The sequence below is a fragment of the Fulvivirga sp. M361 genome (genome assembly GCF_007097395.1).
In the GTDB taxonomy this organism is placed as follows: domain Bacteria; phylum Bacteroidota; class Bacteroidia; order Cytophagales; family Cyclobacteriaceae; genus Fulvivirga.
On the sequence record NZ_VKDC01000039.1, the window covers coordinates 40531 to 54938 of the forward strand.

Annotated in this window: 11 protein-coding genes; 4 read left to right on the forward strand and 7 right to left on the reverse strand. The window is 41.9% G+C overall.

Going from position 1 to position 14408, the window contains the following annotated elements; translation table 11 throughout:
* Positions 1 to 4 precede the first annotated feature (4 nt).
* The 7 genes from FNH22_RS32745 to nagB form a co-directional block, all read right to left on the reverse strand.
* The gene (locus tag FNH22_RS32745) at positions 5 to 220 is read right to left on the reverse strand and encodes a GDCCVxC domain-containing (seleno)protein (protein ID WP_143401592.1); all 216 of its coding nucleotides are present in this window, start codon (positions 218 to 220) and stop codon (positions 5 to 7) included.
* A gap of 1 nt (position 221) precedes the next feature.
* Positions 222 to 851, reverse strand: a complete 630-nt coding sequence (gene merTP, locus FNH22_RS26770; protein ID WP_143401593.1) for a mercuric transport protein MerTP — start codon at positions 849 to 851, stop codon at positions 222 to 224.
* Positions 848 to 1222, reverse strand: coding sequence for a metalloregulator ArsR/SmtB family transcription factor (locus tag FNH22_RS26775; RefSeq protein ID WP_143401594.1), 375 nt, complete (start codon positions 1220 to 1222; stop codon positions 848 to 850). Before FNH22_RS26775 ends, merTP begins: the two co-directional genes overlap by 4 nt.
* 203 nt (positions 1223 to 1425) lie before the next feature.
* Positions 1426 to 2769 (reverse strand): site-specific integrase, encoded by a 1344-nt coding sequence (locus FNH22_RS26780; protein WP_143401595.1) that lies wholly within the window; start codon positions 2767 to 2769, stop codon positions 1426 to 1428.
* Between the two features lie 823 nt (positions 2770 to 3592).
* Positions 3593 to 4678, reverse strand: coding sequence for a phosphotransferase enzyme family protein (locus tag FNH22_RS26785; RefSeq protein WP_143401596.1), 1086 nt, complete (start codon positions 4676 to 4678; stop codon positions 3593 to 3595).
* The gene (locus FNH22_RS26790) at positions 4679 to 5605 is read right to left on the reverse strand and encodes a nucleotidyltransferase (RefSeq protein WP_143401597.1); all 927 of its coding nucleotides are present in this window, start codon (positions 5603 to 5605) and stop codon (positions 4679 to 4681) included.
* Between the two features lie 37 nt (positions 5606 to 5642).
* On the reverse strand, positions 5643 to 7604 hold the full coding sequence (gene nagB, locus FNH22_RS26795; RefSeq protein WP_255518167.1) for a glucosamine-6-phosphate deaminase: 1962 nt from the start codon (positions 7602 to 7604) through the stop codon (positions 5643 to 5645).
* 140 nt (positions 7605 to 7744) lie between these two features.
* On the opposite strand from nagB, the gene FNH22_RS26800 reads away from it, so the two are divergent.
* The 4 genes from FNH22_RS26800 to FNH22_RS26815 all read left to right on the forward strand — a co-directional run bounded on the left by FNH22_RS26800 (position 7745) and on the right by FNH22_RS26815 (position 14408).
* Positions 7745 to 8794: a substrate-binding domain-containing protein gene (locus FNH22_RS26800; protein ID WP_143401598.1), complete on the forward strand. Its 1050-nt coding sequence runs from the start codon at positions 7745 to 7747 to the stop codon at positions 8792 to 8794.
* Positions 8795 to 9170: 376 nt separating this feature from the next.
* On the forward strand, positions 9171 to 9740 hold the full coding sequence (locus FNH22_RS26805) for an RNA polymerase sigma factor (protein ID WP_143401599.1): 570 nt from the start codon (positions 9171 to 9173) through the stop codon (positions 9738 to 9740).
* A gap of 142 nt (positions 9741 to 9882) precedes the next feature.
* Entirely contained in the window at positions 9883 to 10890 is a 1008-nt protein-coding gene (locus FNH22_RS26810; protein WP_143401600.1) for a FecR family protein, read from the forward strand.
* Positions 10891 to 11090: 200 nt separating this feature from the next.
* A complete protein-coding gene (locus FNH22_RS26815; RefSeq protein WP_185154430.1) occupies positions 11091 to 14408 on the forward strand; it encodes a TonB-dependent receptor in 3318 nt (1105 codons plus the stop codon).

A 14408-nucleotide genomic window follows, 5' to 3' on the forward strand; every position in this document is an offset into this window, starting at 1 on the left:
TTTATTAACAACAATTTTTTCCTTTCTGCTGAATGGGGGGACAAGCGTTGGTTCCGTAAGAACAATACACACAACAATCACCTTGTTTTGGTTTCAGTACTTCTTGACATTTTTCACACTCATAAAAGTACTGGCATGCATCAGTGGGCATGGTTTCCTCTTTTTGATATCCACAGTTTGGACAAGTGATCGTGGATTCTAAAACTACTTCTTTCTCCATGTTACTGGTCTTTTGCATTGAGTATTACAGTATAACCTGTTTTATTGATGGCTTCTATAATCACCTTCTCTTCAAGTTCAGTAGGTGAATACTCAATAGTAGCTGAACCGGCAGAGTAGATAGCATCCACTGATTTTACTCCTTTGAGCAATCCAACTTCATGCTCGATATGGCTTTCACAACCTGCACATGTCATCCCTTTTATTTCAAGTATGATCTTGTTTGTTTTTGTGGTGTCTTGCTCGAAAACAAGTGATGTGCTTGGATTTCCTTCATTGGAATAAAACATGTGTGAATAGCTGGGGAAAACGAGCATCAATACTGCAAAGGCAGTAATAAGTCCTAAGAATTTCTTTGATTGCCAAAATGAAGGCTTTTGGTTTTCATCGCAGGCACAGGCTACCTCCTCGGCAGTACGAGGCTTTAACTTTTGATACCAGGTAAACCCTAAAATGCCAATTGTCAATACAATGAGATATGGCCTGAATGGCTCCATCCACGAAAAAGTGGCCGCTATTCCTCCAATACCGGCAAGCAATGAAAACACGGGCGTGATACAACACAATGAGGCTACAATTGCAGCGAATAGTCCAGCACTAGCACTTTTTGATGAAATGTTTGAAGTACTCATGATACTGATTCTTTTTGATTCTCTTTTGAAAGATTCTCCAATACAGGTTTAAGGATTTCGATATTCTCATTAACTAGAGAATAAAATACTGTTTGGCCAACTTTCTTATCCTTGACGAGCTTGCCATCTTTTAGTTTTCTTAAGTGCTGAGAGATACCACCTACTGAAATGTCCAGTATATCACTCAAATCACAAGGACACATCTTTCCTTCTTTGTAGAGAAGAAGTAGAATCTTAAGCCTTGCGGCATTTCCAGAAAGGTTGAAGATCTGAGTGGTGAGAGCAAGGTCTGCATCCAATCTGTTTAGGGTTTCTTTACATTCTTTGATCTGAACTGGGTCTGCCAATACTCTTATACATGCACTGCTCATATTTTAATATTTTAGTAATTACTAAAACGTTAAGTCAAGAAAAAGGTTCAGTATTTTAGTAAATACTTAAATACGAGTTAAGGTGTCATGATATCAACTCGGTTGTTAAGCAGAAGTGGCTATATTGGTCTGTAGTCCTTGAACTTTAGAGATCGCAAAGAAGTTTACCAATCTTCTCAAGTAATGACTTACTTGACTTTCAATTATTTTGATTTTCCTAAGAGAAGTTCATCAACCTGTCCTAGTAAATTCTCAATTTGAGATTCATCCAGTTGGTTAATTTTAGAAATAAGCTCTTGACGTTGACCATCAAGAGTTCTTAAATCGTTAAAACTATCCCACTTATCCATTTCCTTCTCTCTAAGCCGATCAACTACTCTCGCATAACGCTGGGTTGTGGTTAATTCAGAGTGACCTAGAATATCGCTGACTACCTCGATTTTTAATCCTAAAAGAAGGGAGTTAATTGCGAAAGTATGTCTGAACCCATGAAAAGTCACGTGCTTATCAATACCGGCAATTTTCAATATTTCTTTTAAGTAATTGTTAGTTGTTCCATTTTCCTGAACGGGCTGTTCAAACAATAGGTCCGATTTTTCATCGAGGTTTAATAACGAAAGCAGTCGAGCCTTAATCGGTATTCTTACCGTTTTCTTTTTGCCCAAGCGATCCTTCTCCATCGCTTTAACGATGTAACCGTTCTGAATGTGCTCCTTCCGAAGTGTCTTAACATCAGAATGCCTTAATCCACAATAACAGGCTACTAAGGCTTGCTGAAGCGTACTCTGATATCTTGCACCAATATGAAAATCCTGAGCATGCTTACTAGTCGCCTTTTTGATATGTCGAAGGAGCTCCTTGCTATCGTAAAGGTCATGAAGCTTGGTGATTTCTTCCGGCTCGAGGTAACTCACTTCTACTAGCTCTGGTTGGCCAACGGTGAAATTGGTAAATGGATATTTCTTGATCTCTCCGGATTTATGCAGTCGAAGGGTATACTTCCTCAAAAAAGAGAACACATGATATTGAGTGTTCGCTGCATATTTTGGCATGAGGTACTTTTTGAGTTTCCCCAAAAACTCCTCATCAATTTCATGGATCGTAAGTTTGCTTTGGAAGCCTTTGAGAATATCAATTTGATTTCGATAACCCCTGAGTGTTGATTCTTTGATTTGAGTCTCCTCCTTTTCTCTTTCCAATTCACCTTCTACATACTCGTAAAAATCATTCGTCTGAATTTTACCGGTAATCCCTCTGTAAACATCCTTGATCTTTTTGAACGTGATCGCCTGATCGGTTCTCTCCAGTTCATCAATAATGTTGTCGACTTTAACTTCCTGTCTTCTGATGAATGAATTGATCTGTGTATAACCTTTCGTGCCAGGCTTAATTCGTTTTAGCTTGGGATCATATTGGTCGACACTAATCTTCCTACCCAAATTCAGGTAGTTATTCTTACGATTCAGGGTAATCCTCAATGTAAGAGGGATAGTCCCGTTTTTTGAAACGTAACCCGGTCGACATTCAAAATTGATGCTTACGTTCATGATGTAAAGGTCAAAAATTAGTGAACAATTAGTGAACAGAATTCACAATTATTGAATTTAAGTCAACAATCGCTCCAAAAGAAAAGCTTAATTTAGCGATTTAAGGGGGTTTTTAGAGATAGGTCTCCAAATAGATTGATAAAACGAACGTTTAGGAAACCACTATTCTATCCATTGAACTACGGAGCCATTAATTGGCATTTTGAAGTTAAAAGAATAAAAAATTGAATAAACCAAAGGTAATTTTTTATGGCAAATTGTAATCCCTTAACTCCTGCACCATTTTTCTGCAAAAGAAACAAAATCCCTAGCCTAAGACAATCACTCCAACTATTTTCCACTTTTCTTTATTTTTTTCCTGTAGACACCGTGTAAGCCGGTAGTTTAATTTTTCAGAAGTTCCCGTAACCTTCCCTTACCCTACTACCATTACCCTGTCTTTATTCACCTGTCATGCGTAATGGAATGATCCCTCATTAGCATTCAAATTTAATTACGATACTATGACAACATAGGATCTAAGTCAACCAGCAACCCGAAAGGATCTGGAACTGCTTTACAATAGATTGATTAATGATATCGACGGAAGAACTTCAGGAAAGACTGGATGATCGTGATCACCACAACCACTGGCAGAAAACTCAGGGATGGCATAGGGCACTGTGGCCTTTCTCAACCCGTGAAATCCGCGAAATATTACTAAAAACTACTGAAGGCTGGGTAAATTTATGGGTAGAGATTCGTTAAGATACTAAAACTATGCAATGCATGAAGGCTCATAGGAATTTACGGAACACCCTTGAAGGTCTTTTAACATTCCACTTTAAACATGATATTGGATAATGGTTTTGAGGTCTTTTTTTCGCTTTAGCATGATCTTACCCAGGTGCAGTTGGTTAGCAGCTCTTTGCAGATTATGATCGGGAAATTGGATCTTATAGTAAATATCACCATTTAAATAATCCGTAATAAACCGGACTCCCATTATAAATGCCATAAAAGCTCCCGCCAAAGGCAGGTGATCTATCTCTATGGGGGTGAGTACTTTACGGGTAGTCTCAAGATACCCTGCTGTAAAGGCTTCATAACGATGCTGGTCCAATTCTATCAATGATAGGTCTGGCTCATCTTCTTCACATGCTACGGCACCCGTCCTCACCCCGTCTCCAAAATCATAATGTACTATTCCGGGCATTACGGTATCCAGGTCTATCACACACGCCGTCCTTCTGTTGGCAGTCAGAAGTACATTGTTAAACTTCGTGTCGTTGTGAGTGACCCTGGAGGGAATGCGGTTCAGAAGCGTCAGCTTGTGAAAAACCAATAGGTCATCTGCATAGTTATGTATAAAACTGAGTAAGTCTTTCGACGCCAACAGCCTTTCTCTATTGGCAGTAGGCACAGCCTGTGATAATTGCTCAAGCCTTAATTTAAGATCATGGAATCCAGGTATGGTAATGGCTAGCTTATTACCCGGAAAATCAGACAGATCTGTTAAGAAACTACCGAATGCCCTGGCCCCCTCATAGGCTTGCGACGGTGTTTCTGCATGATCTGATGAGACCGTATTCTTTATAAATCGGAATACACGCCAGAAGCACCCTCCATCAGGATAGAATAGTCCACCGTCATGGGTGTATATAAGACTGAGTACACTATCTTTATCATCATTCACATCTGACATCCTCCTTTTTTTTCGGATATGGGAAGTTACCTGATTAATGTTTTGCATTAACCCGGGAACATCCTTAAAAACATGATGGTTAATTTTCTGAAGAAGGTAATCTGGTTTGTTGGGATCAGCATTCACCAGGTGATAGGAGTCGTTGATATGCCCTGTTCCGAATGGTTCGCATTCTGTAATTACACCATCAATGACAAAGCCGTCAATAATTTGTTTGAGATCCATTTAGCTCCAGAGTTTACGAGGATATAGGCCTTTTTCAACCAAAGCATTAATCTTTTTCACAGCCATTGATTTATCTTGGCGGTAAGTGACCCCAAACCATACATCGTTACTCAATATCACGGGTATGGATATGCCTTGTAAACGAATGTTCTCTAAAACGGACGGGATATAATATTCAGATGTAAGATTATCATGATTTTTCTTAAGAAAGACAGGAAAATCCTGGCCGATCAGCTCAAATACCTGCGGTGAAAAACCCATAAGGTTCATGGATACTATTTCACTACCCGTTAGTGGGTATTGCTGTCCGTTTTCTTCAAAATAAGCCGATGACGATCCATTTCTATAAATATCCGTGCGCTCAATGATCCCCTGGAGCCACCCTCCGCCCTCCACCTCACAGATGCCCCTGGAAACTCTCCCGTGATCAGACAAGGTGTTTTTCAGAACATATCCTAACAGGCAGGCGTTGAGCCTAGTCCGGTCCATTTTTAAGAGGTGTGCGTAGATGCTATGTATGGATTGCCGCCCATAAAAATCATCCGCGTTTATCACGGCAAAGGGCTCATCTACATAAGGTTTCGCCATCCATACCGCGTGACCAGTGCCCCAGGGTTTTATTCTGCCCTCGGGAATACTGAAACCTTCTGGAAGAGTGTCCGGCTCTTGGAAAACATACTTTACGTTTGCCCGATCATAAAGAAATCCGAATACCTCCCTGAAATCATCCTCCATATCTTTACGGATTACGAAAACGATCTTCTCGAATCCTGCCAACAGGGCATCATAAATAGTGTAATCGACAATGGTTTCTCCTGAGGGACCGAATTTATCGATCTGTTTCAAGCTGCCGTAGCGGCTACCCATTCCTGCGGCTAATACCACCAGGGAGGGGTTATTCGCATTCTCTTGTTTCTGCTGCTTCATTTTTATCTGTTTCTTTCAATATCCGTCTACCGAAAGGCTAGAATTTATATCGAACAAAGGCTTCCATAGCCTCGTATTCTGTAAAACCTAATTTATCATACATTCGCGCAGTTTCATGGTTTCTATCCTCTGTCCGCTGCCAAAACTCCCTTGGGTCGTTACCTGGAAAAAGGGGGGTATCTTTCTGCGACTGGTGTTTGAAAATAGCCTTACGTTTTTTTTGGAGGTCGGAAGGGCTTAAAGGGATCGCCATTTCAATTTCATCTAACGGCCATTCGTGCCATGCACCTCGGTACATCCAAAGCCAGCATTCTTCAATCCATGACTCGCCCTTCAACTGCTTTAGTGCTGCCACAATAGCATCGAAGCATATTTTATGCGTACCGTGCGGATCTCTTAGGTCTCCGGCAGCAAAAACCTGGTGAGGTTTGACCATTTCTAACAGGTTTTTTAAAAGGTCAAGATCCCCATCTCCAATTACACCTTTTTTCACCATACCGGTTTCGTAAAATGGCATATTAAGAAAGTGAATATGATCGCCTGGTGTACCTACATAACGTGCCGCTGCGGTAGCCTCCCCTTTCCTGATCAGCCCCTTAGCGGTTCTCATCAAATGGGTATCCATAAGGTCCGTCTTGTTAGTTTTGCTATATTCTAAGATCTCCCCATACTTCTCATTAGCAGCGTTAGAGGTATTAGCGACTACCGCATTCATATCCCTGGCAAACTCCACAAAACGAATTACATCATCATCTGCAACGGCTATATTCCCGGAGGTCTGGTAAGCCACGTGCACATCATGCCCCTGCTCCACCAGTTTCAGGTACGTCCCCCCCATCGAAATAACATCATCATCCGGGTGAGGGCTAAAAATGATCACTCTTTTCCGGGCCGGGGATGCTCTTTCCGGCCTGTCGGTATCATCGGTACCTGGCTTACCCCCGGGCCAACCTGTGATGGTATGTTGTAAGGCATCAAAAATTTTGACATTTAGCTTCAATGCATCGCCGGCATAAGCTAATAGATCGTTAAGTCCATTTTTCCTGTAATCTTCTTCCGTAAGCTTTAGTATTGGGATAGAAAGTTTCTGACTTAACCATATTACAGCGCTTTTTGCCAGACTATCCGTCCAGTTAACTACGGAAACTACCCAAGGCGTTCTTACCCGTGTAAGGTCGCTGGCCGCATCTTCATCTGCCAGTACTTCCACATTTTCATGATTTTGTAAGAAGGTGGCTGGAATATCTTCTGAGACCGGCCCCTCTACGGCTTCACGCACTATAGGAGCCTTTTTTTCTCCCCAGGCCAGTAAAAATACTTTTCTTGCTTTGGAAATGCTCTTTATTCCCATGGTGATCGCACGACGCGGCACAAGATCCTCTCTTAAAAACTCCCTGGTTGCATCCATTATGGTTATAGGGTGTAGCTTGACAAGCCTGGTGACTGACTCACGGTGTGACCCGGGTTCGTTGAAACCAATGTGGCCCGTTCTCCCGATCCCCAGCAATTGTACATCAAGGCCACCACAAGCATCTATTTTTTCCTCATAATACCTACAAAAATCTTCAACCTTCTCAATGGGAAGTTCACCGTCAGGTATATTGATGCTTTCTTCCGGTATGTCTATGTGGTCAAAAAGATGATTCCGCATGAAATGGTGATAGCTCAGTGCTGAATTTTTTTGCATAGGATAATATTCATCCAGGTTGAATGTGATCACGTTTTTAAAGCTAAGGCCATCCTCATGATGCAGCCTTATCAGCTCGCGATACACCTCCACGGGGCTTTCGCCTGTGGCAAGACCTAAAACAGCCATTTCATTGCGCTGTTGTTTTTGCCTGATCAGGGCAGCCAGCTCGCTTGCAGCATACCTGCAAGCCTCGATCTTATCTTTTACTATACTTAATCGGAGTCTTTCCAGCATAGTAGAAGAAGCATCTTTTTTAGTAAGGATAGAAACCATTGGAAATGAGAATAAACGTGTTATACTTTTACTCAAAAGTGAAAAATTATTAATTCACAATCAAGTGTTTTTATAAATAGTGTTCGAAAACGATATAATTTTGTTCGAACACGAAATAAAATTAGACAGATTCATTATTATTGCATTAAAATACTATTATTGAGCCACAGCAAGGAATGAGTAAAAACCTCACGATCAAAGACATCGCCAAGCTCCTCAATCTTTCACACGGCACTGTAGACCGCGTGATCCACGACAGGTATGGAGTTTCAGATACTACGCGAAAAAAGGTGAAGGATTTCCTGCAAGAGATTGACTTTAAGCCCAATATAATTGCTCGTTCTCTCAAAGGAAGTAAGGCTCATTCAGTGGAAGTGCTTATACCAGGGGAAACTGGAGATAGCTTTTGGGAACAGGCAATCAGTGGTGTGAAGGCTGCACAAAAAGAATTCAACGAATTCACGTTATCTGTGAATATCCGACGCTACAACCCGGATAACACCCATGAATTTAAAAAGGTGGCCGATGACGCCCTGAAAAGTACACCTGACGGTATTTTAATTGCTCCCATGTTCTACCGGGAGTCACTCGACTTCTTTATGGAATGTAAGAATGCAGGGATTCCATACGCTATGTTCAACTCATTTGTGAAAGACGCACACGCTTTATATTTTATTGGTCAAGACCTTTACAAGAGTGGTAAAGTAGCCGCAGACCTGGTGAATCGTATTGGGTCCGGGGAAGGCAGGATACTTATCGTTCATCTTGATGAAGATCCAAGTAACTCTTCTCATATGTTAGAAAAAGAACGTGGTTTCAGGGATTTTTTCACTGAAAATACAAAAACCCAATATGAGTTAAACACGATCAATGTCAATATGCATAACCCAAAAGAAGCCAGGACATTCTCAGAATTGCTCAAGAGTCAAAATAACATTGCAGGTATTTTTGTTTCTACTTCCAAGGCATATGAAATAATAGAAATGGCACCAAAAGCAAGTTTAAATGAGATCCCTTTCATAGGTTATGACCTGGTAGATAAGAATGTTTCATTCCTAAAATACGGAGTGATAGACTTCCTTATCAACCAGAACCCTTTTCTGCAGGCTTACTACGGAGTTACATTTTTGTTTGAGCATCTTCTGTTCCAGAAGACCTTACCCTCAAAAAAGCTTTTACCTATTGATGTGGTGACAGACCAGAACTATGACACTTACCTGGATTAGAGCTAATTATAATTTTATGTTTTATGACGTCCGTTGTGGATCAAAATCATGACCTGTTCTTCTATAAGCACTCACCGGCGTTCTTTTGAAATGATCTTTACTTATTGAATATCACTCCAACCCACCGCTGCTTCACCACACAGTCACTTCCAGTGCTTCCACCTGTTAAACCAACTTTTCCTGTTGGGTCAGGTATGCTCCTCACTTGTCATTATGTTCTTTTTCAACTATTTCATTTTCAACACTTTTGCAATTACACATAGTATTCTTAATTTTTAAGATAAGTTCTGCAGATAGCAGTACATCCGGAGGCTTCCCGGTTCTGTTACATTGCAACCGGCTAAATAATTAATTATCAGGGTATTATTGTTCGGCAGTGAGGGAAAAAGACTTAATCAGAAAAATAAGAAATGGGAACGAAAAGGCTTTCAGGCAGCTTTATACACTTCATTTTCATAAGATTGCTAACTACGCTTTCCGGCTTCTCCGTTCCGAAGAGGATACCCGCGAAGTAGTTCAGGATGTGTTTTTAAAGATCTGGAATAAACGGCGGGAGCTTAACCCGGAGACACCTCTTACCCACTTACTCTTCAAAATAACCAAATTCACAGCTATAGATGCGATCCGGAAGCAGCAGACACGCCCAAGAATAGTGCCCCTGGGTGAAGCCCATCAGGAATATTTGCTTTCATTTGACAATGAGCTGAATAGCCGTGAACTACAGGCCACCTATACAAAGATGCTGGAAAGACTACCTGAAAAAAGAAAACGAATCTTCCAGATGAGCCGGGATGAAAATCTATCTCACAGGGAAATTGCAGAAAGGCTTGACATTTCCGTTAAAACAGTAGAAACTCATATCAGGCTGGCGCTCCAGCAGTTTCGGGAATACTTGAAGGATCAATCCAATACATTGATGCTGATAATATTGTTCCTGCTGGAATAATTACTACCAATCCCTTTCCTCACACCCTCCGAAAACAATACCTCCTTAAATAGAGAATCAACATTTTTTTAACACCCTTTTAAGGGTTGCCGCTTTTTTATGCGAATTAAATAGTAGAGACAAAATTTTTTCCCATAAACCAATGAAAAAGGAAGAGCTTGCATTGATCAGGAAATACCTGAACGGAAATACCTCCAAAGATGAAATTATTTCGGCCCGGAAAATACTGGTAAGCAATAAGGAAAACAATGACTTAAAAGAATTGTTAAAGAATGAATGGAATCGTACCCCGACAAGGCAGGAGCTTTTACTGGATATTGAAAAAGAGTGGCACTGGATGAGCAAAGTTATAAAAGATGATGTGCATGTATCTTCCGGGCGATCCCAAACTCCTACATGGCATCGTATGGCCATAGCTGCTTCCTTAACCCTGATAGTTACAGTAGGAGTAATTCTTTTGCATATATACAATGAAAACGACGGTAAAATACCCGTTAATCCCAGGCCCGAATTCATACAAAAAGTAACCGGCAAGGGAGAAAAAATGAATGTATCACTGCCAGACGGCAGCTTTATCAAGCTGAATTCATCTTCAAAGTTAAGCATCCTCACCAACTATCAATCAGGTCATGAACGAATAGTTCATCTGAAAGGGGAAGCCTTTTTTGACATTGCCGAATATGAGCATAAACCCTTCAGGGTGATCACCGGTAGAGTAACCACCACTGTATTCGGTACATCTTTCAATGTAAATGCACCTTCGGAAAGTGAAGAAGTGGAAGTAGCTCTTGTGACCGGTAAAGTAAAAGTGGCCAATGACAAAAACGAAATAACCCTGGATGTTATGGAAAAAACCATCTTGCTTCCTTCCACAACTGAGCTTTCAAAAAGCTCTTTTGACCTCGAAACCGTAACAGGATGGCGAAACGATATATTGGTCTTCGACGAGATCTCATTTCATGAGATCATAAAAAGACTGGAACAATGGTATGGTGTGGAATTTGAGATCACCGGCACACCACCCGACACGGATAAGACATACAGTGGCAGGTTTCAACACAAATCCCTGGCGACTGTTCTGGAAGGCCTTGGTTTCTCTTCAGAGTTCAGTTATGAAATAAAAGACAAAACAGTTCTTATCACATTTTAAATTGTTTTCTCACTCTAAAAAATATTGTATGAATCACATCGACTCCGGATAAAAGGTAAGTGGTAACGTGGCGGACTGTGCTCCGCACAAAAAAAGGTACCCGGTCAAAGTCCTGGCAAGGCGGCTATGACCAGAGTACCCCATGTTTAATTTAATTAGGTAAAAATATGAATTCAAATTCTACAAGACAACTTATCAGTATGTCTCGGACAATCTTTAATGTTATACTCGTCAACTGTTGTCTGGCAGGCACATTGGCGGCAGGTGATACGAAGGGGCAGGTGAAAAGCCTCGAAGAGATAACCATCTCCCTGGAAGCACGGGAAAAAGTACTAGCAAATGTGCTGAGAGACATAGAAGCTGCTACTGTATTTCGCTTCTCTTATTATCCTGACGACCTGGATAACAAATGGGTCACTGTAAATGCCCGCGACCAGCCCATAGCAGATGTGCTGAGAGCTATTTCGAAACAGGCAAATCTTGGATTTAAAAGGATCGATAATGATATATACGTGCGCCCGTTAAAAAACCGGCGAAAACCTTCAGTCACAGAAAATATCAGCGCTCCGGCCACACAAAGTATAACGATCACCGGCAGGGTTACTTCGGTTGACGGAGAAGGTCTGCCTGGTGTGAATATTCTTATAAAAGGAAATAGTACGGGTACGGTCACCGACGTGGAGGGCAACTACACTCTGGAGGTCCCTAATGAAGAAACCGTACTGGTATTCAGTTTTGTAGGCTTCCTTACCGAAGAAATTATTGTGGGCAGCCAGTCTGTTATAAATGTCAAAATGGTGCCCAATATTGAGTCCCTGGAAGAAGTAGTCGTGATAGGCTATGGCCAGGTACAAAAAAGTGACTTATCAGGAGCCGTTAGCACCATAAAAGCTGAAGATATTAACAATGTGCCGGTTCCAAATTTTGATCAGGCATTACAAGGACGGGCCAGTGGGGTATTTGTTACCTCTACCAGTGGAGCTCCCGGCGCAAACACCACCATCAGGATCAGGGGTGGGAACTCCATCACCGCAGGAAACGAACCCTTGTTTGTAATTGACGGTCTTATTGGTGGAGGCAACCTGTCCACTATCAACCCGGAAGACATCGAATCCATAGAAATACTGAAAGATGCCTCCGCTATAGCCATATATGGCGCCAGAGGAGCCAATGGGGTTGTGTTGGTCACTACGAAGAAGGGCGAAGCAGACGCGAATAATTTTACCATTCACCATTACAGCGGCGTACAGGAAATACCTTCCCTGATTGATATGATGAACGGCAGGGAATATGCCGAATTGGTCAATGAAGCAGTCGTAGCCGCCGGTGACGATCCTGTCTACGACGATCCCGCATCGATAGGAGAAGGCACCAACTGGCAGGAGGTAGCCACACAAAGTGCGCTGATTACCAATACCACCATCAGCTATTCCGGGGGGACTAAAAACACACAGGCCTATATTTCGGCCAATTATTTTGATCAGGAAGGTGTTATTAAAGAGAGCGGTTTCAAAAGATACCAGTTCAGGGCCAATGTTAACCAAAAAGCAGCTGATTTTATTGAGCTTGGATCAACCGTTAATGTCAGCTTCACCCGAAGTGAAAACAATAAAACCAATCTGAATACATTGCTCAGGCTGAATCCGGCAGATCCAGTTTACCTGGACAATGGTGAACTAAACACGGAGAATTCCTTTACAGGTACTTTTTTTAGTAATCCTGTAGCTGACATTGAACAAAGGACGGACCATACTATTAGAAACCGTGTATTTGGAGGTCTGTTTGCAAAAATTACATTCCTGGAAAATTTCACTTTCCGTCCTTCCTTTAATTACAATCTTTCTAATGTGACGACCAATATATTTCTGCCGGGCTCACTGCCCAACAGGGCCGTCAATGATAACGGCGGTTTTGCACGCATCACCCAGTTACAGTCACGGGACTTTCTGACGGAACATACGTTAAGTTACGATAAAGATATAGGACAAGACCATTCTATCAATGCAGTAGTAGGTTTTACCTATCAGCAGGACCAGAGCCAGAGCACCGATATCCAGGCAGATCAGCTTTTTACAGACATTACCAATTTCAACAGCGTAGAGTTGGCTGCCGCCGACCAAAGGACGATCAACTCCGGTATGGACGAAGCCGCATTAGTGTCATGGCTGGGAAGGATAAATTATATATATAAGGGAAAATACATTTTTACATTAACAGCAAGACAAGACGGGTCTTCCAAATTTGGCGCCAATGACAAATATGCCTTTTTTCCTTCGGCAGCAGCAGCATGGAACATAGGCGATGAGGAATTTATGCGCTCCCTGGACATATTCGATAATTTGAAATTAAGGGCGAGTTATGGATTTTCAGGAAACCAGGGTATCAACTCCTTCCAGACCATAGGAGCCCTGGGAACCAATACGGCCAGCTTTGGCGGTATTGAATTTGTTGGGCTGACCCAAACAAGACTACCTAACCCCGACCTGAAATGGGAAACCACCGAACAACTGGACCTTGGCCTCGAAGCCGGTTTTTTTGAGGGCATTTTAAACATTGAGTTTGATTACTTCCGCAAACGCACTGAAGACCTGTTGCTTGATGTAGAGCTACCTTTCCAGGTCGGCTTTGATTCACAATTGCGAAACGTGGGCATAGTTGAAAACCGGGGGTTTGAATTCATGATCAATGCGATTGTTGTATCGAAAGAGGATCTGAAAGTAGAACTGGGCCTGAATATTTCAAGGTTCCAGAATGAAGTGGTCTTTTTAAATGATGGTGTAGAAGAAATTATTATTGAACGAAGTGGTTTGCCTGAACAAAATGCGGCGTCGGCCCTGATCCCCGGGCAGCCCCTGGGTGCCTTCATTGGCCTTGAATACCTGGGAACATGGAAATCACAAGCGGAAATTGACGAGGTAGGAACAATGCCGACCGCACAGCCGGGTGATCAGAGATATGGTGATTACAATAATGACGGCACCGTGGATGCCAATGACGCTCATGTGATCGGCAACCCTAATCCTGATTTTTTCGGGGGGCTCAATACGGCCGTACAGTATAAGAATTTCCAGTTGAATGTTTTCTTTCAAACGAGTGTCGGTAATGACTTGTATGGCAGAGTCTGGAATGATTTTGCCTACGGAGATACCCGCGCGAATAATTATCAGTTTGTAGTAGATCGCTGGAGCCCGGAAAACCCCACTTCAGATATTCCGAGGGCTGATGCTGTTCAAAACATTCTGTCCAGTACTGCAGATGTACACGATGGATCATTTTTGCGGCTAAAAACTGTCAACCTTGCCTATAATATACCTTTGAAAAGCCAGGTCTTATCAAATGCCCAGGTCTATTTTACCGGAACCAATCTTTGGCTTTTGAAAAGTGACGAGTTTCAGGGGTATGATCCCGAAGTCAATAATGTAAACACAGCAGGAAGAAGTACACTGGAAAGGGGATTTTATCAAACGGACTATCCTCAGAACCGCTCCTTTATCTTTGGAGTAAGAGTAGGTTTTTGA